Source organism: Bacteroides pyogenes DSM 20611 = JCM 6294 (assembly GCF_000428105.1).
Lineage (GTDB): Bacteria > Bacteroidota > Bacteroidia > Bacteroidales > Bacteroidaceae > Bacteroides > Bacteroides pyogenes.
The window spans coordinates 1-22495 of sequence record NZ_ATZH01000026.1 but is presented as its reverse complement, the minus strand read 5'-3'; the positions used below and the strand labels follow the sequence as shown (position 1 = coordinate 22495).

Annotated in this window: 14 protein-coding genes and 1 rRNA gene; 8 read left to right on the top strand and 7 right to left on the bottom strand. The window is 40.0% G+C overall.

The features are described 5' to 3' along the window. Positions 1–271 precede the first annotated feature (271 nt). The 3 genes from C234_RS0107420 (at position 272) to rsgA (ending at position 3090) form a co-directional block, all read left to right on the top strand. Positions 272–1183, top strand: a complete 912-nt coding sequence (locus C234_RS0107420; protein ID WP_027325234.1) for a DMT family transporter — start codon at positions 272–274, stop codon at positions 1181–1183. Positions 1184–1236: 53 nt separating this feature from the next. Next, on the top strand, positions 1237–1797 hold the full coding sequence (frr, locus tag C234_RS0107415; protein ID WP_027325233.1) for a ribosome recycling factor: 561 nt from the start codon (positions 1237–1239) through the stop codon (positions 1795–1797). Positions 1798–2157: 360 nt separating this feature from the next. Then, positions 2158–3090, top strand: a complete 933-nt coding sequence (rsgA, locus tag C234_RS0107410; RefSeq protein WP_027325232.1) for a ribosome small subunit-dependent GTPase A — start codon at positions 2158–2160, stop codon at positions 3088–3090. A gap of 142 nt (positions 3091–3232) precedes the next feature. On the opposite strand, the gene C234_RS0107405 is transcribed toward rsgA, so the two are convergent. From C234_RS0107405 to C234_RS0107380, 6 genes are all read right to left on the bottom strand, one after another. After that, positions 3233–4870, bottom strand: a complete 1638-nt coding sequence (locus tag C234_RS0107405) for a fumarate hydratase (RefSeq protein WP_027325231.1) — start codon at positions 4868–4870, stop codon at positions 3233–3235. 83 nt (positions 4871–4953) lie between these two features. Next, positions 4954–6948, bottom strand: coding sequence for a DUF4954 family protein (locus C234_RS0107400; RefSeq protein ID WP_027325230.1), 1995 nt, complete (start codon positions 6946–6948; stop codon positions 4954–4956). 60 nt (positions 6949–7008) lie between these two features. Further along, positions 7009–8268 (bottom strand): GTPase HflX, encoded by a 1260-nt coding sequence (hflX, locus tag C234_RS0107395; RefSeq protein ID WP_027325229.1) that lies wholly within the window; start codon positions 8266–8268, stop codon positions 7009–7011. Positions 8269–8530: 262 nt separating this feature from the next. Further along, entirely contained in the window at positions 8531–10162 is a 1632-nt protein-coding gene (locus C234_RS0107390) for a RagB/SusD family nutrient uptake outer membrane protein (RefSeq protein WP_034538249.1), read from the bottom strand. Between the two features lie 29 nt (positions 10163–10191). Further along, positions 10192–13221 carry a SusC/RagA family TonB-linked outer membrane protein gene (locus C234_RS0107385; protein ID WP_282705525.1) on the bottom strand — a complete coding sequence of 1010 codons (3030 nt, stop codon included), beginning with the start codon at positions 13219–13221 and terminating at the stop codon, positions 10192–10194. Beyond that, positions 13218–14381 carry a site-specific integrase gene (locus tag C234_RS0107380; RefSeq protein WP_027325226.1) on the bottom strand — a complete coding sequence of 388 codons (1164 nt, stop codon included), beginning with the start codon at positions 14379–14381 and terminating at the stop codon, positions 13218–13220. Before C234_RS0107380 ends, C234_RS0107385 begins: the two co-directional genes overlap by 4 nt. Positions 14382–15114: 733 nt before the next feature. Between C234_RS0107380 and C234_RS0107375 the strand changes: the two genes are divergently transcribed. From C234_RS0107375 to C234_RS17415, 5 genes are all read left to right on the top strand, one after another. After that, the gene (locus C234_RS0107375) at positions 15115–18300 is read left to right on the top strand and encodes a SusC/RagA family TonB-linked outer membrane protein (protein WP_027325225.1); all 3186 of its coding nucleotides are present in this window, start codon (positions 15115–15117) and stop codon (positions 18298–18300) included. A 12-nt stretch (positions 18301–18312) separates the two neighbouring features. Then, positions 18313–19983 carry a SusD/RagB family nutrient-binding outer membrane lipoprotein gene (locus C234_RS0107370; protein ID WP_027325224.1) on the top strand — a complete coding sequence of 557 codons (1671 nt, stop codon included), beginning with the start codon at positions 18313–18315 and terminating at the stop codon, positions 19981–19983. Positions 19984–20010: 27 nt separating this feature from the next. Continuing rightward, positions 20011–20883: a hypothetical protein gene (locus C234_RS0107365; RefSeq protein ID WP_027325223.1), complete on the top strand. Its 873-nt coding sequence runs from the start codon at positions 20011–20013 to the stop codon at positions 20881–20883. A gap of 161 nt (positions 20884–21044) precedes the next feature. Beyond that, positions 21045–21296, top strand: a complete 252-nt coding sequence (locus C234_RS16100) for an ISAon1 family transposase N-terminal region protein (RefSeq protein ID WP_051290195.1) — start codon at positions 21045–21047, stop codon at positions 21294–21296. Positions 21297–21655: 359 nt separating this feature from the next. Beyond that, entirely contained in the window at positions 21656–22183 is a 528-nt protein-coding gene (locus C234_RS17415) for a transposase (RefSeq protein WP_158330266.1), read from the top strand. 169 nt (positions 22184–22352) lie between these two features. Here C234_RS17415 and rrf read toward each other — a convergent pair. Continuing rightward, positions 22353–22463 (bottom strand): 5S ribosomal RNA (gene rrf / locus C234_RS0107350). Positions 22464–22495: the final 32 nt, after the last annotated feature.

Genomic DNA, 22495 nt, shown 5'->3' with positions numbered 1-22495 from the left:
ATTTACCTGTAGAAACATAACAATCCTCTTGCTTTAGTCTTACATTGTTTTACACAATCAAAACTAAAAGAAGGGGATTTTTTCTTTAAAAAGGAATTTCGTTCTATCAAGATTCTCTCACTTTTTAAAATGCACCCATAGCAAATTATCTCAAAAAGGACTTTGGGTAAAAGGATATTAAATAATACGACGTAAAGAGCTAAACATTTGTTTATCATGTATAAACTACCTACCTTTGCGGACTTTTTTATATTCACAAGTCAAAAAAGTAATGAACAACAGAACCAAGGGCTTTATTTACGGAGCAATCGCCGCAGCCAGCTACGGCATGAATCCTCTTTTTACGCTTCCGCTATACGCAGCCGGCATGAGCGTCGACAGCGTGCTATTCTACCGCTATTTATTAGCCGCCATTGTATTGGCAATTTTGATGAAGATCCAACATCAATCTTTCGCCATTAAAAAGAGCGACATTCCGCCATTGCTCATCATGGGATTTCTTTTTTCTTTTTCCTCCTTATTCCTATTTATCAGCTACAAGCACATGGATGCCGGAATCGCCTCAACCATATTGTTTGTTTACCCGGTCATGGTAGCGATAATCATGGGAGTGTTTTTTAAAGAAAAGATTTCAGGCATTACAGTTTTTTCCATCATGTTGGCATTGTCGGGCATCGGCTTATTGTATCAAGGAGACGGAGAAAAGCCTTTATCCACTGTCGGTATCATTTTTGTTCTGCTTTCTTCGCTCTCTTACGCCATATATATCATAGGAGTGAACCGCTCTACCCTAAAACAAATGCCGACAGCCAAACTTACGTTCTACGCTCTCCTTTTCGGCTTATCGGTATATATTGTCCGCTTGAACTTCTGCACGGAACTCCAAGCTATTCCATCTGCATGGCTATGGGGAGACATATTCGCTCTGGCTATTCTGCCCACCGCCGTCTCATTAGTATGCACGGCAATGGCTGTTCATTATATTGGTTCTACACCGACTGCCATATTAGGAGCATTGGAACCCGTGACAGCTTTGTTTTTCGGCGTGCTCCTCTTTAAAGAGAAACTTACCCCCCGACTAATTATCGGCATTGCGATGATTATAACTGCCGTAACCCTCATCATCATCGGCAAGACGATCATAAAAAAGATGAGTGTGCTGTTGCAGATTAGCAAAAAATAATATACTTTTGCTAATCATTCAATCGAATAGCAACTTAAAAGATCAAAAAAGATATGGTAGACGTAAAAACTTGCCTTGACCATGCACAAGAAAAGATGGACATGGCCATTATGTATCTCGAAGAAGCGCTCGCACATATCCGTGCCGGCAAAGCGAGTACCCGACTATTGGATGGAATCCGGGTAGACTCTTACGGAAGTATGGTACCCATCAGCAATGTAGCAGCCGTTACTACTCCCGATGCCCGTAGCATTGCTATCAAACCTTGGGACAAAAGCATGTTCCGTGTGATCGAAAAAGCTATCATCGACTCTGATCTCGGCATCATGCCCGAAAACAATGGAGAGATTATCCGTATCGGTATTCCTCCTTTGACTGAAGAACGCCGCAAGCAATTGGCAAAACAATGCAAAGGAGAGGGCGAAACGGCAAAAGTCAGTGTCCGGAACGCCCGCCGCGACGGCATCGACTCTCTGAAAAAAGCCGTAAAAGACGGTTTGGCGGAAGACGAGCAAAAAAATGCGGAAGCTAAACTTCAGAAAATTCATGATAAGTATATCAAGCAGATAGAGGATATGCTTGCGGAAAAAGACAAAGAAATTATGACTGTGTAAAAGCAGGCTTGAAAAAAGAAATGGAGAGTTAAAAGCTGACTGCGCTTTAATGCCGCACTCTTTCTAACTCTCCTTTTTTCTAAGATACAATCGAACCACAGCTAAACGAACCGGTAGACACCCGAACTCTTCGGAAGTATCAGATTGAACGAAAATTCTCGCTTCATGGGTGAGCCAATCAAGAACTAAGTAGTTGAAAACTTTTTTTACTACACATTTTCGGGATCAATATTGTATCCACTGCTAAGCACATATCTTCTTCGGCCGACTTCACTCGGTTGACAACTATCAAAACGGTTCAAAGAAGAAACAGTATCTACAAATCTTATAATCGAACAACAATATATAACTAGCCGAAGCATGAAAGGATTAGTAATCAAAAACACGGGAAGTTGGTATCAGGTGAAAACCGATGACGGAAGGACCATTGAATGCAAAATCAAAGGAAACTTTCGCCTGAAAGGAATTCGCAGTACAAATCCTGTAGCTGTGGGAGATCGTGTCCGGATTGCAGTCAACCGAGAAGGAACAGCTTATATTCATGAAATAGAAGACCGTAAAAACTATATCATCCGGCGATCTTCCAATCTTTCCAAGCAATCTCATATTTTAGCGGCCAACCTCGACCAGTGCATGCTTATCGTAACGGTGAACTACCCTGAAACATCAACGACTTTCATCGATCGGTTTCTGGCATCCGCCGAAGCTTACCGGATTCCCGTGAAACTGATATTCAACAAGATAGATGTATATAACGATGACGAGTTGCATTATCTCGACGCACTCATCAATCTATACAGCCAAATAGGCTACCCCTGCTTCCAAATCTCGGCTATAGAAGGTAAAGGAATTGAGACCATAAAGAAAGAATTGGCAGGTAAAATCACTCTTTTCTCAGGACACTCCGGGGTGGGTAAATCTACACTGATCAACTCCATACTTCCTGAAGTTAATTTGAAAACCGGAGAAATCTCCGCCTATCACAACAAAGGGATGCATACCACTACTTTCTCCGAAATGTTTCCCATAGACGAGGGGGGATATATTATCGACACTCCGGGAATCAAAGGGTTCGGAACATTCGATATGGAAGAAGAGGAAATAGGGCATTACTTTCCCGAAATATTCAAAGCATCCGTTCACTGTAAATACGGCAATTGCACCCACCGACACGAACCGGGATGTGCTGTGCGGCAAGCAATAGAACAACACCTCATCAGCGAGTCTCGTTACACCTCTTATTTGAGTATGTTGGAAGACAAAGAAGAAGGCAAATACCGTGCTGCCTACTAAACCTTCAAATTCTCGCAAAATGCCGATAGCCGGATAAGCATAAAGAGATGAAGGGATACTTGCACAAAAGATGCCAAATATCCCTTCGTGTTTACAACTATTTTTTATCAGCGAATGAATGCCGCGTAATAATCCTACTCTTCTATTTATTTGAGCAACAAGGCTTTATCTGTTTAAAGAAATCGTTTCCTTTGTCATCAACCAGAATAAACGCCGGAAAGTCCTCTACTTCAATTTTCCAGATAGCCTCCATCCCTAGTTCAGGGTATTCCACGCACTCAATACTTTTGATATTATTCTGGGCCAGAATAGCAGCCGGGCCTCCAATCGATCCAAGATAAAATCCACCGTATTTCTGGCAAGCGTCGGTTACCTGCTGACTACGGTTGCCTTTTGCCAACATAATCAAGCTACCACCATGGCTTTGGAAAAGTCCGACATACGAGTCCATACGCCCTGCAGTGGTGGGCCCCATAGAACCGCAAGCCATACCGGAAGGAGTTTTAGCCGGACCGGCATAATAGATGGGATGATCCTTAATGTACTGCGGCAAGTCCTCTCCACGATCCAAACGTTCTTTCAGCTTGGCATGAGCAATATCCCGCCCCACAATGATAGTACCGTTCAAAGATAAACGGGTAGCTACCGGATATTTACTCAATTCTTTCAATATTTCCGGCATCGGACGGTTCAGATCGATCTTCACGGCATCACCTTCACCTGCATTGCGGAGCTCGGCCGGAATCAGATTACCCGGGTTGGAATCCAATTTTTCAATCCAAATACCGTCTTTATTGATTTTACATCTGACGTTCCGGTCGGCTGAACAAGAAACACCCAGCCCCACCGGACAAGAAGCCCCGTGACGAGGCAAACGAATAATGCGAACGTCGTGCGCCAGATATTTTCCGCCAAATTGGGCACCCAACCCGATCCTATGAGCCTCTTCTAAGACCTGCTTTTCCAGTTCGATATCGCGGAAAGCACGTCCGAACTCATTTCCGGTAGTCGGCAAATTGTCGTAGAAACGAGTGGAGGCAAGCTTTACCGTCAGCAAGTTCTTCTCGGCCGACGTTCCGCCGATAACAAACGCGATATGATAAGGGGGACAGGCAGCCGTCCCTAACGTTTTCATCTTCTCTACCAAAAACGGTACCAATGTGGCAGGATTCAAGATCGCCTTTGTTTCCTGATACAGGTATGTTTTATTGGCCGAACCGCCACCTTTGGTTACACAAAGAAACTCATACTCCATCCCTTCGGTAGCTTCGATGTCGATTTGCGCAGGCAAATTACACTTCGTATTCACCTCATCATACATGTTCAACGGTGCGTTTTGCGAATAACGCAAGTTTTCTTCAGTATAAGTCTTGTAGACTCCCAGCGAGAGGGCCTCTTCGTCACAATAGCCCGTCCATACCTGCTGCCCTTTTTCTCCGTGAATAATGGCAGTACCGGTATCCTGACAGAAAGGAAGTACCCCTTTTGCCGCTACTTCTGCATTACGCAAGAAAGTCAGCGCAACGTATTTGTCATTATCGCTGGCTTCCGGATCACTCAAGATCTTGGCCACTTGTTCGTTGTGCGAACGACGAAGCATAAAGGACACATCGCGGAAAGCGGCATTAGCCATTGCCGTAAGGCCTTCTTTCTCAATTTTCAAAACAGGTTTCCCTTCAAACTCGCTTACCGACACATAGTCTTTTGTAAGCAGATAGTACTCAGTCGTATCTTTCCCTTTCTCGAACATGGGTTGATACTTAAACGGAGGTGTTGCCATAAGCTTTTTTTATTACGTAAAGTTAGTTAGTGACACAAAGGTAATGATTAAGAATGATTCATCAACAGAAGAAGCCGTTTTTTTCATGCGTTGGGAATACCGGAGATCCGCCGAATCAGTTCATCGCCCAATGCCGTTTTTTCTTCAATGTGCTTCAATACCGCTTTCACGAATAAGTTGCTTTCAAAATCTCCGCGTACCTGTTCAAAATCCATCTTCATTTCATCACGGGTTCCATCAGCCCCAAAGCCGGTCATGGAAGAAAGAGAGAATTCTTTTCGAGCGTCATCGTATACCATTCGGTCCAGCCCGACGACAGCCTCTTTCCAAGCTTTCACAATGGCAATTATATCTTCAGCCGTTATCTTATCCGGATCCAATCCATAAAACTCCCGTATTTTATGATATGCCCAAGTCCATTCATAAGTATAATAATTTTCATGCATTTCCGCAAACGAGCTATTAATCGACTTCAAGCGGTTGACAGAACCATTTTCTATGCCATCGAGCAAACGGTCTATTTCACTTTTAGGAGCTATCAGCCCCGAAATATCCACCCATTCACCCGTACCGATTTCCGTATCAGGCTTCAACCGTCGGCGAATCTCTTCATTACTTTGGAAATTAATACCCTCGAGTCGTTTAATAATTGAGTTTCCGAGAAACTTATGAATCGCTATTTCGTACAACCTAATTCCATTATTCAAAGAAGAATTCTTAATTTTGGCGCTCTGAAAAGAATAAATCTCGGATGTTTCGCCGGAGACACGTTTCAACTCTTTCAGGATAGCGCGTCCTTTGAACATTTTTTGAATTGTATAAGGACTCAGCAGGTTATAATTAATGTGATCCAAACAATTCGGATCTTTCCGATTATCCCGTTTCGGCCATTTCTGAGCATCGCGGATAGTACCCACACTTCTCAAATTCACTCCGGGAACCAAATAAGTTGTATTTTGTTGTTCAATCAAATACGAGAAAGGAAGGTTAGAAGTGTCGGCATGATTCACATGGCGTCCCATCACCAATGAGAAAGCCCCCACACGTGCCGGCCACAAAATGTACGAATCAGAAGTTGTCTTCGCTCCTCTTTCCATTGTACCCTGATGAATAGGGCCCAATTTATACATATGATTGCTCTGATTTGATCCCGAACCTGCGTTCATAAAGGAGAACATCCCGGCAATGAGCAAAGTGGACTTATGATGTGTCACGGTAAAAGGACCGGCAAAAATAGCGCACGCCTCACCGTTTTCCCCTTGGCAGTTACTAAAGAATAAAGAATCTGAAGCCGAATAATTATGCCCCAACTTGCAAGCTTGTCCTACAAAACAACGAGTTAACATCGTCCCATCGTCCACATCGGAACCGGAAGAAATAATAAAATCGTCACAAATCACTCCATGCCCCAAATGCACGGGAGCTGTTACGTTACTGTTGATACTTCCGTTGGAAAGACGGCTGGTTCCGCAAATATGGCAATAATCACCTATCCGGACATTTTTTATCGATCCGGCATTTACAATCATTACATGGTTGCCTATGCTACCTACGGTCGAAGCATGCTTATTAGAATAATAGTCCGTAATTGCTTTCATACGGTTAATCAACTCCGGACGATGCCGGTAAAGCGCTAGAATATATGCCTGATGCGCCGACAGCTTATCATTGATCAAAACTTCCCGCCCTCCTGTTTCGTTGAGTACCGACACTTCCACCCCATTACCGAAAGTGCTTACTCCGTCTACCAGAATGATATCTACATTTTCGATAAACGTGTCATTGCCAATCTCATAATTGGCAATATAATTTTGTATATTCTCAATGCAGCAGTTATCTCCCACCGTTACATTATGCAACGTAACATGCCGTAATCCCGAATGTTTCCTAATACCTCCGGGCAATGTAAAATCCGCATCAAATACGCCTAATTTTACTTCTCCGGAGAAACGGGTATGATGCACATACTCACCATTGAATCCATTGGCTACCAAAACTTTTCCCCAATCATCAGCCAGACATGATTGACTCTTTAACTGAAGAACTTCATCTTCAGTCAACCTGCGATAATCTTTCATAACGGATATATAATGTATGGATACGCCGTTCTCCCATTCACATGAGCGACCTATCAATTATTACTCTTCCTCGTCGTAAATCTGATAAAGAAAATCGTTATAGGGATATTTCTGAACGTGCAATTCTTTCACTCTTTTGTAAACAACACTTTTCAGTTCATCTATATGGATTCTGTCACGGGCGGAAATAAAAAGGCAGCTATCCTCCATTTTAGCCATCCATGTCTTCATCAGATCTTCGAGTGTTAAGTTTTCTTTTGTCGGGGGGGTAAGGTCGTCAGGAGCTTTTTCTATATAAGTATAAGCATCTATCTTGTTAAAAACGAGAATCATAGGCTTTCCGCCACCTCCGATGTCAGCCAAAGTTTTATTCACAATCTCAATTTGCTCCTCAAATCCGGGGTGCGAAATATCTACCACATGCACAAGCAGGTCGGCCTCCCTCACCTCATCCAATGTAGATTTAAAAGAATCCACTAAGTCAGTCGGCAGTTTACGAATAAAGCCTACCGTATCGGACAATAGGAAAGGAAGGTTATCGATAATCACTTTGCGCACGGTGGTATCCAGTGTAGCAAACAACTTATTCTCAGCAAAAACTTCGCTCTTCGACAGCAGATTCATCATAGTAGATTTGCCTACATTGGTATAGCCTACCAATGCCACACGAATCATCCGTCCGCGATTTTTACGTTGCGTGGCTTTTTGTTTGTCTATTTCTACCAAACGCTCTTTCAGCAACGACATACGGTTTAAGATAATACGGCGGTCCATCTCAAGCTGTGTTTCACCCGGTCCGCGCAAACCGACAGAACCTCCTTTCCCGCTACCGCTACCCGATCCGCCGCTCTGGCGTTCCAAGTGCGTCCATAAACGCTGCAAGCGCGGCAACATATATTTATATTGCGCCAACTCCACTTGAGTTTTGGCATTTGCCGTTTGTGCGCGCATGGCGAATATATCAAGAATCAGCGAAGTCCTATCGAGAATTTTTACTTTCAGTTCAGCTTCAATATTACGAATTTGTTTCGCTGAAAGTTCGTCATCGAAAATGACCATCCCTACTTCCCGCTCCTCTTCCTCCTCGTTAAGTATATATTGCTTTATCTCATCCAGTTTTCCTTTTCCCACATAAGTCACCGAATTAGCTGTCGGCAACCTTTGCGTAAATCTTTTCACCACCTCAGCTCCGGCCGTTTCGGCAAGGAAAGCCAATTCGTCCAGATATTCATTCGTCTTACGTTCATCTTGTGCCTGGGTGATGAGCCCCACCAGCACAGCGCTCTCTACTTTAGCTTCGGATATTATAAATTCTTTCATGTATCGTCTTATAACAAATCGCCACAAATATACATGAAGCTAATCTAAAAGTCAAACTTAAGTTAATTGAATTTGCGTTCAAATAATAAGAAGAGCAAATATTATACTCCACTTATAAAAAAATAAGTAAGGCTATCAACTTCACAGAGTGAATGAAGCAGCCTTACCTATTTATAACATTAAGAACGATTAGGCATCTAACATCGAAAAGTTTGGCATAAAACTTTCAGATCTCCTAAACGGTCCTTATAATAAACAACTTCTACGGTTTAGGAATAGTCGCTATGGGATTATTGTCCTCTTTATTAAGTCCTTTGTTTTGATTAATTTCATCCTCCGGAATCAACCATAAAAAAATTTGAGACTCTGCCGGAAGATTGAAAGCAGCAGCTGCAGGATAATTCGCTTCTGTTCTGTCCAATGGTTTCTTCAAACGCATAAGATCAAAAAAAGAAAAACCTTCACCCCAAAGTTCAATCCGGCGTTGAAGCCAAATATCATCAACCGTCACACTTGCCTCATTCCAACTTTTATCTCGTTCTTTCATCAATTCTTTCAGAGCAATTGCTGCCTCTCCATTCTTGTCCTGCTGTGCAAAGGCTTCAGCCCTAATTAATATCATTTCTTCAGCCCGCATCAATGGGAAATCACATGCATTAGTCGGATTATTATAAATATTCTTATATGGACCAAACTTAACATTCAAATAAGGTGCTCTCCAACCTAAATATTCAGCAATATTATAATCTTGGCCTCCCTCATTAATTTTCCAAGTCCAGTCTACATTACGAGACTTTGTAAAATCATAACCTACAAGCTCTCCATTCTCTATTATTTCTTCCGCTTCAGCCCACCATCCTTTTCTTACATCTGTTTCAGGAATCTGATCATATAATTTACTGTTTATATAGCGTGCGGCATAACCGGGGGAATACCCATTCCCTGTAAAAGAACACATCATGGATGGGAAATTCAATATACCTGATTTAACAATATCATTTTCTTCAGTCACGATACTTGCCCATAGCCATGAATCATTATCTCTTGCATCATTGAATGTCGGTTTGCTTACTGCTTCTCTTGAGTAAGGAGAGTATCCCAAAAGAGCCTTTCCCGCATCTTCTGCCGCAGCTTGCCAATTATTCATCAACAGATTAGCACGTGCACGAATTCCGTATGCTACATTCAGGTTCACCTGTGATTTATCAGAACGATCTTCAGTTAATAAAGTAACGGCCTCATTCAAATCCTCCATGATACGTGTATACACATTCTTCACCGATGCACGCGGATTATTATTGATTTGCTCAACAGTCATATCTTCGGTAATAACAGGTACTCCAGGGGCTTCCTCATGGCCCTTGTATGTAAACTGATAAATTTGTATCAAATTCAAATAAGCCCATGCACGATTGGCAAGTGCTTGTCCACGATATTTTTTCAATAGCACACTTTCTGTATTTGAGGGAGCTATTTGCAAAATATCATTACACTTTTTTATATGACTATAAAACTGATTCCACATAAAATATGTTACACGCCCAGTCTCAGTACGATCTGTCATTAACAGTTCATCATTATACCAATTATATCCGGTATTTTCTGAAGGCATATCCATCCCACTTGTATCTAACATCAAGCAGACAGAAGAAAAACCAAAATCAAAATGATTCATTCTTCCAGCCCAGTCATAAATAGCTCCATACTTTGTAAGCAATGCCGAGAGTGCTGTCACATCAGCCTCCAATTTAGACGGATCGGAAGATTGAACCTTTTCTTTTTGATCCGTTGTCATAGTTCCTCCTTCAGGGACTGCATCAAGATCTGTGCATGAAACCGCCAACATTAAAAAAGCTGTGGGAAGGATATATATAAACTTCTTATACTTATTCATATTCTTAAATATTTAAATATTACAAGATTCTAAAATGTAATTTTTATACCGCCAGAAATCGTACGCATGGGCGAATATGTATAAGCATTGGCCGATGTGTAGGATTGCCGCGGATCAAGCCCTTTTCGTTTGGAAAAGAGAGCCACATTATCTGCTGCCAAATATACGCGTAAGCTATTCACTTGGACTTTTTTAATCAAAGAGATAGGCAAAGTATATCCTAATGTGATATTCGTAATATCCAAGTAATTAGAGCTTATAATAAATCGATCGGAAGCACTATTTGTGTATTGATCGGATGCGTTAACTCGAGGAATATCTGTTTTACTGTTTGCCGCCGACCAAGACTTCAAAATGTCCTTATGCCAGTTTTGACCGGCACGAGACGCACTTCCCGGATGCATAAATGAGGCATAAGCTCCATCGTATATCTTACCTCCCAACTGGTAAGCACAAGAAATAGAGAAATCGAAACCATAAGCATTAATTGTAGTTCCGAATCCACCATATACATCAGATAATAAATCACCTGTTTCAAAACGGTCTGCCTTATTCCATTCGGTAGTAGTGCCTAATACTTCTTTCCCATCCGCATCTTTAGTTTTGATATAGTAAAGAGCCTCTCCCTTCTCACTGACTCCCGCATATCTCCTAAGATACATTTGATACATTGATTTGCCTTCTTTATAGATACGGCTCCCATCAATTAATTGGCCCTCTAGTTCCGGAGCTAGTTCGTTAATCTTATTTTTAATAAATGTAGCATTAATATATACATTCCAATTTATGTCTCTATTTTTTACAACATTGTAATTCAGATCAAACTCTAACCCACTATTAGAAATTGAGCCCACATTCTTCGGATAAAAAGCATACCCATTCGATGGATTTACAGGCATGTAATACAACAAATCAGTAGTCTTTCTATTAAAATATTCTATACCTCCATTTAGTTTCTCCTTAAATAAAGTAAAATCAAATCCAGTATTGAAAGAGTAAGACGTTTCCCATGTGATATTTTTGTTTCCTTTATACTCCAAAGATGTAGCAAAATTATCATTGTTATTAGAGATTTTATATTGGTCCATATAGGGATAATAGTTCTGTGTCTCTTTATCTGTAAAAAGAAGGGCATCATTACCCTGAACTCCATAGCTCATTTTAAACTTCAAGAAGTCTATCCAAGTAAGGTTTTTCATAAAATCCTCCTTGGTTACCACCCAAGCCCCTCCCAAGGAACCGAAATTACCCCAACGATTTTCTTTCAAAAATCGCGAAGAGGCATCGCGACGATAAGAAGCACTAAAAATGTATTTCCCATTATAATCATATTGAATGCGGCTTAACCAACCTTCTGTCGCATAATTATCAGTATATGAATTTATTGACGGGTTTTTAATAGCATTATCAATCTCAATTATCGATGGGTTAAACAATTTCTCCTTACTTCCTCTAAGATAATTATATTTATAGTCATAAGCTTCATGACCTATAAGGAAATCAAAGGAGTGCTTCCCAAACTCTTTCAAATAAGTAAGCAATTGTTGCTGGTTAAAACCATATGTGCGATTCGAGCCCGCATATACGATACCACCTACCTGAGCATATTGTCCATAATATGCATTGTACAAACGTCTATAAGTTGTATTATCTACATCAAGCCCAATGTTATAAGTAAACTTTAACCCTTCGTATAAATTTACAGTAGCATACCATCGGCTACTTAACACATCAGCCTTATAACTGCGCTTATCTAATTCCACCATTACAGCCGGATTAGATCCACTCATGAATGTACGTTTAAATTTCCCCCCGGTAGTTCGATCACCAAAATCATATACAGTAAATCCATAGCTGTCTTTTCGAATATTACCTTCCGCATCACGGCTATACATCGGATAGATAGGAGCGATATTATTAGCTATATAAAATAAATTGGCAGAAGAATTACCTGACTTATTATCCTGACTTGCCGGATACTCCATATTATAGTTTGTATAGGCAACATTCGCACCGATCTTCAACCATTTTTTTGCCTGATAATCAGCCTTTAATCGCGTAGAATAGCGTTTAAATCCCGATCCTGCAATCAAACCGCTATCATCCAAATAGCCGGCAGACATATAATAATTTATTTTTTCAGAAGCCCCAGAAATAGCGACATTATATTCTTGACGAAGATTACCTTTATCAAATAATTCATTATACCAATCGTCCGGCGTATAATAGTAAGTCCCATCCGAATATCCCAATGTCGCTTTGGGATTCAACTTACCATCCATACCTATCAGATACTCTCCGGCCGGAACAGTATATATTTGGTATCCCAATCCACCGCCACTATTAGTCGGAAGTAAGGCATTAGCCCTTTTATGGGCAGCTTCCACTGTGGGATATTTACTTGTCCCGAACACGCTATTGTAAATTGCTTCATAAGCTTTTTCCAAATACGTTGCCGGGTTCTTGAGCACATCGTAGTTAGGAACTGCTCTTGAATTAGTTCCCCATTTTGCATCTAAAGTAATAACTGCATCTCCTATTTTTCCCTTTTTAGTAGTTAACAAGACAACACCGTTTGCACCACGAGCACCATATAAAGCATTGGAGGCGGCATCTTTCAACACTGTCGTCGACTCAATATCTGAAGGATTAAGAGTAGACAAATCTCCATCGAAAGGAACCCCGTCAATAACATACAACGGCTCATTACCAGCAGCCATTGAGCCTACACCGCGAATACGCAATTTAGACGCAACTCCCGGCTGCCCCCCGGAGTTGCTACTGGTCACCTGCACGCCAGCTACTATACCGGACATAGCTCCAGTTATATTGGAGACTTGACGTTGTTCTATTTTGTCTGCTTTAACAGTCGCTGCCGAACCTGTAAAAGAAGACTTCTTTGCTGTTCCATAAGCCACTACCATCACCTCATCAATCTGTTGAGCAGCAGATTTCAAGATGATTTTCAAATTCGCTTTAATCCCCACTTCCTGTGTCTGCATACCAATGTACGAAACCTGCAAAGTCTTTGCGGAACTTGGTACAGAGACTTGGATCAATATGTCACTCTTTCCAGATCTTTAATGAGTGTTATATCCATAATATCGGCATATATTTGTGTTGTCTTCATACTTTTATGTCCTAGAAGTTTCTGTACAGTTGTAATATTTGCTCCACTATATATTAACAAGGTGGCATTTGTATGCCGGGCCGTGTGAAAAGAAATTCTTTTTTTTATTCCTGCCAATTTGGATAGCAGAAGTAATTCTTTATTAATATTTGAATTATCACGTAATCTGAAAAAACCATTCAGATCGTGTTGGTAATATTTTAAAATATTCAAAGCTTTTCCTTCGAATAAAAGATACAAAGGTATTCTGATTTCTACTTTGGTTTTTACAGACTGAAAAATTAACCAAGTGTCTCCATATAGCTCTACTAAATTTTCTTGTTTAAGATTGACAAAGTCGGAATATCTTAGCCCGGCATAACAGCAGAACAGAAAGGCATCTTTGGTTTTTCTCAATCGGGTATATTTCCCTTCCAGAAAACATTTTTCCAACTGTGCTAGTTCCTCTGGAGACAAATGCGTATGATGCCCCTCTATCGTTTTTATTTTATATTGCCTGAAAGCATAACTCTGCACATCCATATATCCTTTATTAATAGCTACATTAACGTATCGTTTCAAATGTTTCATATGCTTGGCTATTGTATTAATATGATATTTTTCTGTTCGCAAATAGTGGTCAAAGGAAATCAAGAAATCGAATGTAATGTCTGCAAATGAAATATTTCCCCTATACTTCTTCAGTATATTATATGTAGTAAGGTGATTCCTTTGAGTGGATGCTTTTAATGAAGAATTCTCCACTTCTTGCCTATAGAATGCAAGGAAAGACTTTCTGGTTTCTTGCGGTATAGCTAATAAATGTTTTAGCGAATGCAAACTGATTTTTTGCCCCTGTTGCCATAACTCTAACTCTACCTTTTCTATTTGTGCTACATAATCATATAACATTCTATTCAATCCATCTGCATTAGGATGTTTTTTCACCATACGCCTTTTTGTATCCCATTGTTCAGGTTTGAGATATATTCTAGTTGAAAAATACATCTTTTTTTTATTTAAATAAGCCTCTACTTGTACCAATGCCCTCCCTTGATCATTAAACTTTTTCTTTCTGTTGAAAACTAACTTATAACTGATTTTTTCCATTAGCTTTAATTTTAATCCTCTTTATTGTTTTAATTCAATCCTGTATCCTATGGATATCCTTTAGCATTTTATTTGTCTTCTTATAAAAACTACTTCGTCTGTCATTTATGTTTTATCCGTCTGCCGATTGAGTTTTATTCGTCTCCCATTTGCCAGACGAATAAAACTCAATCGGCAGACGGATAATTCTTAGCATAAAATAATTTACTGCTTTTAAACCGCAGCTGAAAACTCATCAGATAAGAGTTAAGAAGTGCTTCTTAATTTCTTTAGTCAATTATTATGAGAATTGAAGAACCTTTTTATGTAAACTTTGAAATTCCTCAATACTATGCCTAAAGTAATCTTAATCTGAATTGTACCTATGCTGATAAAAGAATAGAATTCTTTATTTTTTACAAGCATTTACTTTAAATGCACTTTTTTATCACTAATACCTATTGTAATATCAATACGAATAAATATAAGCCTTTTTTACAGCCATAAATCTTCTTATTTGAAGATAAATTATTCTTTTTGATTATTCATAATGTCACATAATGTCTGGTAGATGATTTCATTTACAAACAATAAACGTGCTGTAAAACATATAATCTTGTTTAAATATATCATTTTGCTACAATATCAACCTTTTTTTATTAAAAAAATTGTTCGTTTCATTTTTATTAATATATTTGCATTTTGTTAGAGTAAAGAAACAATTAATGTAAGGTTTAACTTTAAGAGAGAATTTATGAAAAGAAAATTAATGCTGTTGTTGGCTTGCCTTTTTGTAGGTATAGGCCTGGTAACTGCCCAAACACTGAAAGTCACAGGTGTTGTGATTTCCGAAGAAGATGGGCAGCCAGTTGTTGGTGCCTCCGTATTAGTAAAAGGTACATCTCAAGGTACGATTACTGATATGAATGGTAATTTCACTTTGCCCAATGTACCAAGTTCCGCAAAGACTTTGCAGGTTTCGTACATTGGCATGCAAACACAGGAAGTGGCAATTAGACCGAGCGTAAGGATTGTCCTAAAATCTGACGCCAAAGTACTTGATGAAATAGTTGTTACAGCTGCAGGTATTAGGCGTGCAGAACGTTCCTTAGGATATGCAGTTTCTAAAGTGAAAGCTGAAGAGGCTCTCCAAAAAGCGGAACCGGATATGCTTCGTTCTTTGGAAGGTAAAATCCCCGGTGTGAATATCAGTGCTCCTTCGGGCATGGCAGGCTCTGCCACTCGTATTACCATTCGTGGTAACTCTTCATTCTTAGGAGGAAATGAACCTCTTTATGTAGTAGATGGTGTTCCATATAGTAACTCGGAAATTGCATCTTCTAATCAGGCTACAAATGCTGGTGGCGCTTATGGTAGTGCACTTTCAACACTGGATCCTAATGATATTGAATCGATGAACGTTTTGAAGGGGGCCGCTGCCGCAGCTCTTTATGGCTCTCGAGCGGCTAATGGAGTTGTTCTTATTACAACGAAAACAGGATCGAAATCGAATAAAGTTATTGGTAAAGGTCTGGAAGTCAGCTTGAATGCGTCATATACATTTGAAAAGATTGCTTCTTTGCCCGACTATCAAAACTCTTTCGGTACGGGAAGTAACTTTATACCTGGTGGTAGTAATGGCTCATGGGGAGCTGCTTTTACCGATGTTACGGAGGTACCTTTGCGTATGTATGCTGCTAATATATATGGGAAAGCATATCCTGATATGCCGGAGATGGTTCCTTACAAAGCTTTTAAAAACAATGTAAAAGATTTGTTTGAAACAGGAGGCATCTATGATTTATCTCTTAATATTAATAAATACTCAGAAACGGGTAATTTTACAGCTACTATTTCTCGTATGCAGCAAGACAGTTATATTCCATTTGCTGATTTTGGGCGCTATTCAATTAGTGTAGGAGGAACCCAACAGTTGTCCAATGGAATTCGGGTTGGCGGTAATGTTTCTTATTCGCGTAATAAGCAAAATGGTCCTATGTTTGGTAATAATCAGTCTTCTGCTATTGGCGCTTCTTCCTTTGCGCGTGCTTTGATTTTGGGTCGTAACTGGGATATGTCTTTCCCTTATGAAACTCCCGATCACAAATCTCTTTTCTTTGTTGGGGATCAGGCGGATAACCCGTTATGGTCATGGAGATATAATAAAATTCGGACGCAAATGGATCGTACTGTCGCAAACTTTAATGTGGGATATGATATTACAAGTTGGCTTTCTGTAGATTATAGAGTGGGTATTAATGATTATAAAATGGATCGTATGGAGGTGCTGAATCTTGGGTCCAGAGCTTTAGGAGGAAAAGGCCGGATTCTAAAAGAAACTTATGATACCCAAGAAATAGAGTCTACTTTATTATTCCGGTTTGATAAAGACTTGAACAGTGATTTTAATGTAAAAGCTACATTGGGACACAACGTTAATCAGTTTACCAGTCAGAATACAAAAACTGTCGGACTCAATATTATGTCTCCGGGAGTATATAATCTGACAAATACAGAATCCCAGACTGTTGATCCTGATAATTATACGAGGACTCGTTTGTGGGCTATTTTTGGAGATGTGACGTTAGGATATAAGAATTTTGCATTTTTGGGATTTACCGGACGTAATGACTTCTCGTCTACTCTCCCTAAAGACAATCGGAGTTTCTTCTATCCTTCGGTCAGCGCTTCTTTTGTCTTTACAGATGCTTTCCATATCAACGAAGATATTATTAAATTCGGAAAAATTCGTTTGAGCTGGGCAAAAGTAGGTCGCGATGCTTCTGCATATTATAAAAATGGAGCTTTCTTATTAGAGAAACCATATATGGGACAACCGATATTGGAAGTGCCGAGTTATACTTTTGACCCGAAATTGGAACCTGAGTTCACATCAGAATGGGAAGTCGGAACTGAATTACAATTTTTGAACAGCCGTGTCAATTTAGACCTGACTTTATATACGCGTAATTCAACCAATCAAATCGCTCCATTGAGTCTTCCTGAATCTACCGGCTATAACAGGTATTATACTAATTTCGGTAAAATGAACAATAAGGGTATAGAAGTAGGTTTAGGCATTATTCCCATAATGAATAATGATTTCAAATGGGATATGTATGCTACTTATACATTAAACCGGAGTGAAGTAAAAGAATTGGCTAAAGACGTTACCCGTGTGTCTTTGAGTACCGGTTTTACAACTCCCGGGGCTGTTTTAGACGTGGGACAACCTTATGGTATGTTGGTCGGAGAGAAGTATGCCCGGGATGAAGAAGGTAACTTATTGGTTGACCCTGCTTCAGGAGCTTATTTGATCGATAATGAAAATGGTTATATAGGTAATCCGGCACCGAAGTACAAAGCGAGTCTGAATAATACTTTTACTTATAAAGGTTTTTCATTGTCATTTATGCTTGATGCTCAGGTTGGTGGATGCGTATGGTCCAGTTTCTTGACAGATGTTTTAGGAAGAGGTGTTACGAAAGATACGGAAGATCGTTATGGAACGCGTATTCTACCCGGATATTTAGGAGACCCTGCTACGAAGAAACCGCTTCTTGATGAAAATGGCAATAAAATCCGGAATACCGTACAATTGACTGAATCAGATTTGTGGTTCACTCCCAGCAGTGGCGTATCTACCTTTGCTGTTAATGGCGTAGACGAGGCGGCCGTGTATGACGCAACTACTATCCGGCTTCGTGAAGTGGTATTAGGCTATCAATTACCAAAATCATTATTAGCGAAAACATTTATTGGTTCGGCCAGCATCTCGTTTGTTGCGCGTAATCTATGGTTCTATGCTCCGAATGTACCTAAACACACTAATTATGACCCTACATTAAATACTTACGGTGGTGGAAACGTACAGGGAATTGACTTTACAACGGCTCCTAATACGAGACGTTATGGCTTTAACCTCAAATTAACATTCTAAAACAAGAACATTATGAGACTGAAAAAATATTTTTATCTAATTCCGGTATGTTTGTTAGTATTATTAAGTTGCGACAGCTATCTGGATATAAATGATGACCCTAATCTTCCGACTTCTGCCGAACTTAAAAAGCTACTTACCGGTGCGGAACGAGAAATTGGATATTCTTTTTCTCCAGGGTATTATATTGGGAGTAGTCTGCAATCTTATGTATTTCATCTTACTTCTCGTGAAGTTGATAATTTTAGTATAACGCCTACTTATTCTACTCTGACAAATACGTGGGGGCAAGCCTATGTCTATGGTTTAAAAAATGTAGATGCTATGATTACAGCTGCAGAGGCAGGTGGAAATCTAATTTATGCAGGTGTTGGAAAGTTGCTTAAAGCATATACTTTCGCGCAGTTGGTAGATCTTTGGGGAGATATTCCATATTCGGAATACAACGTGCCGGAAAATTATGCGCCTGCTGTAGATAAAAGTCAAGATATTTATAAATCGCTTTTAAGCTTAATTGATGCAGGTGTAGCCGATTTGAATAACACTGAAGCAGGTAATTTATTGAAACCAGGAGCCGATGACTTGTTTTATAAAGGAGATAAAAACAAGTGGATCCGAATGGCGAATACGCTCAAGTTAAAATTACTGGTACAGTCGCGTAAAGCGAAAGACCAAATAGAAGGATGGAACCAGCAATTGACACAATTGTTGGCTGAAAATAACTTCATGAAAAGCGGAGAAGATTTGGAATTAAAACATACCAAACAAGACAATCCGGATGAACGTCATCCCGCATACGTTGATGAGTATCTTGGAGGACAGAGCACTTATTATATCAGTCCATGGTTGTATGAGACAATGAAAGGAATGGACTTGAATGTGAAAAATAATCCGTTTGTCGGTATAGTAGATCCTCGTATCCCATATTACTGGGTGAATCAAATTAAAAATGATGCTACTGCGCAGAATAATACAGACTATCGTGATGGCGCATTTGTTTCTATTTTCTTTGCTTCAGCGGGAGCCGCAGCTGCCAATGACCAACGTGTGACCTCGACATTTATCGGTATATATCCGTGTGGGGGAAAATATGATGATGGAGAAGGTGGAAAATGCAGTGAAGCAGTAGGTAACGGCATTGCTCCCGAGAAAATGTTGCAAGCTTATTCTGTGCCTTTCTTATTGGCTGAATTATATTTAGCGAAAGAAGTTGATGGAGATGCAAAGGCAAAACTAGAAGAGGGAATCCGTCTTTCTATTGCACATGTCAATGCTGTAACAAAAGCTTCGGATGAGACTGCTCCTGTAATAACTAATGAAAAAATCACCGAATTTGTAACTAAAATATTAGCTAAATATGATGCTGCAAGTACAGATTTAGAGAAGCTTCGTATTGTGATGACACAAAAATGGATTGCAAACTTTTTTAACCCCATAGAAGCTTATAGCGATATACGTCGTACGGGATATCCGACTTTGTTGCCCCAAGAAACCCAGTTTGCTCAATCTCCTTTTAAAAACAACAAGGAACCTGAGCCCGGCCCTGTAAATATCCCATTGAAAGGAATCAATGCATATCCTCGTGCAATGTGGTATCCTAATACGGAAGTGACTCGTAATGGGGCAAACGTTACAAATGTTGGCAGAGACTTAAGTGCAAAGATTCTATTTTGGGATAAATAATTTGTTTAATTATAAAAAAAGGATAGTATGAAATATATAAAGCTTTTGCTATTTTTAGGCTTGGTGTCATTACTGAATATCAGTTGCGACCGAGATCTCCCTTATCCATTAGAGGACGTTAAAAGAGGAGTGGTTATTGATATTACCCGTGCCGCAAATTCGGATGGAGTTTTAGAATCCGGAAATGGAGAAACCAACTGTAAGGTGAAATTGTTAATCCCTAAGCAACAAGGTGACTACTCTATGATGGATTACGCTCAATTATTGTGTGTATTTACTGGCTTGGACGGCAAGGTTTCTTCTAAAGTGGTAGTTGACAATATAAAAGAGTTTCCGACTGAGATAGCTCTTGATATCAACGACATTTATAAGAAGTTTGGTTTGGATACTCGCACGGCGGGAGAAAAAGTAACAATTACTGCTAACGTTGTTTTAAAAAATGGTGATATTATACCCGGATGGAATAAATATACCGGTTATAATAACAAAGCATTTTTAGGTTGGCAAGTAGAAGATAGGGGATATTCATCTTCGGTTACATACCCCGTAGTATGTGCGTTGAATTTAGATGATTTTGTAGGTGATTTGACAATTACTGATAACAGTGTATTTTATGGTGGTGCTACCTATAATGCTGTAGGTGTCAAAATCTCAGATACAGAATTGGAAGTGCAAGGATTTTTTGAAGATGCTAATTTACGCATCATTGTAGATCCTGTATCATATACTGTAACAGTTCCTAAGCAAGTATTATACCCTACTTTTGGTAAATACACTAATTTGTATGTCGTGGGTTCCGGAAGCATTGATGCTTGCAACGGATTGATAGATTTTAACGGAACAATAGCCGTAGATCAAGGGACTTTTGGAACTTCTCAAAACTGGAAAATTAAAAATTAAAATATAATTTTTCTAATTTAACAGATTGCGATGTTATAGATACTCAGAAAGGGGCTTTTGTTCGGAAAGCCCCTTTCTGTTATTGTGTTCACTTCTCTTTAAGGCTCACCAGTAAACTCATGTGGACCATGCGTATAATTTAGTTAGTCTGTACAAGAAGAATGGTATATCTATATCAAGGTCTTTTATCATTAGCTCAATTACTTCTTCCATCGGATATTTTGTTAAAATTTAAGGAAGTCCGCATTGAAGAGGATAACTCTTTAATTCGAATCTATCTTGATGAGATGCTCATGGATAGCTATAAGAAGAATTCGGACTTAGAGTCTAAAGTTTTTCGCGAAGCTGTTGTGATTCGTGATTTCCCGATTCGCAATAAAGGCGTAGACTTAATTGTCCGCCGGCGTCGTTGATATGAGAAAGTAGCGATCGTTACTTTTCAGAGAGTTACGACCTCAAAGCAGAGGGAACCCGCTACTCGAAAGAGTTTGCGACTTTTTTAGAAGGATTGTATGAAGAGGATCCCCACGACCTCCCGTTCGCTTGACCTATACCACCACATCAATGGCGATAGTTTTGAAAAACAGGATAAAGAGATCTTGAGTGACTACCTAAACTTCCGCACGCAGAGGATTGGTTGATTTTCCCGGAGAATATGGGTGAGTATCTGTATAAATGAAACAGCTCCTAGCAATGGAGAACTCTATACATTGGTTACCAATCGTGCATCTAGAGGGAAAAGGGAACAATCATCGCCATTATTATCAAGGGTGTGAAAGCCGACACCATTTGTGAGGTATTAAGGCGTATAGATCGCGAAAAAAGACAGATGGCCAAGGAAATCACCTTGGATATGTCCAATTATGCCGGCTATTGCCCGGGGGCGTTTTCCTTGGGCGCTTCGCACCATCGACCGCTTTCATATGCTTGTGATGCCCTACAAGAGATGCGCATCGCCCATCGTCGGGAGGCGATACAAGCAGATACTGATGTTCGTGAAGAGGCTAAGTTGTCAGGACTAAGATACATTGCCAAAATACTGCCAAATGGTGATACCTCCAAGCAACTTATAGCCCGTAGTCGATACCTTCATTTTAAATCGGTTGACAAATGGACACCTAGCCAAAAATGGAGAGCAGAACTGCTCTTTGAGCAGTATCCTGAGCTGAAGAAAGCTTATTCACTTACCCACTCCTTACGTATGATATTCTCTAAGAACTCACACAAAGATGTGGCAAGGATGTCTCTTGCGCGCCGGCATGAACAAGTGGATCAAGCGGCTTCAAGAGCTTTAATGTAATCTCGGCAACCTTGTATGAGCACTACGACGAGACTAATTTCGTGCTGTGATTCCTAATTATCTACCATATCCTAAACAGCATGTATACAGTGACCGGCAGGTGAAGGGTGGGTAAAAACAAGATTCCCCTCTCTTCCTTCTGAGGGGAAAAGAGGGGAATACAAGAAAAAAAAGGCGGCGACCTACTCTCCCACTGTGACGCAGTACCATCGGCGCGGCGAGGCTTAACGGCTCTGTTCGGAATGGGAAGAGGTGGAACCCTCGCGCTATAACCACCTGAAAAAGGTTATGACATGAGAAAAAAGAAAAAAA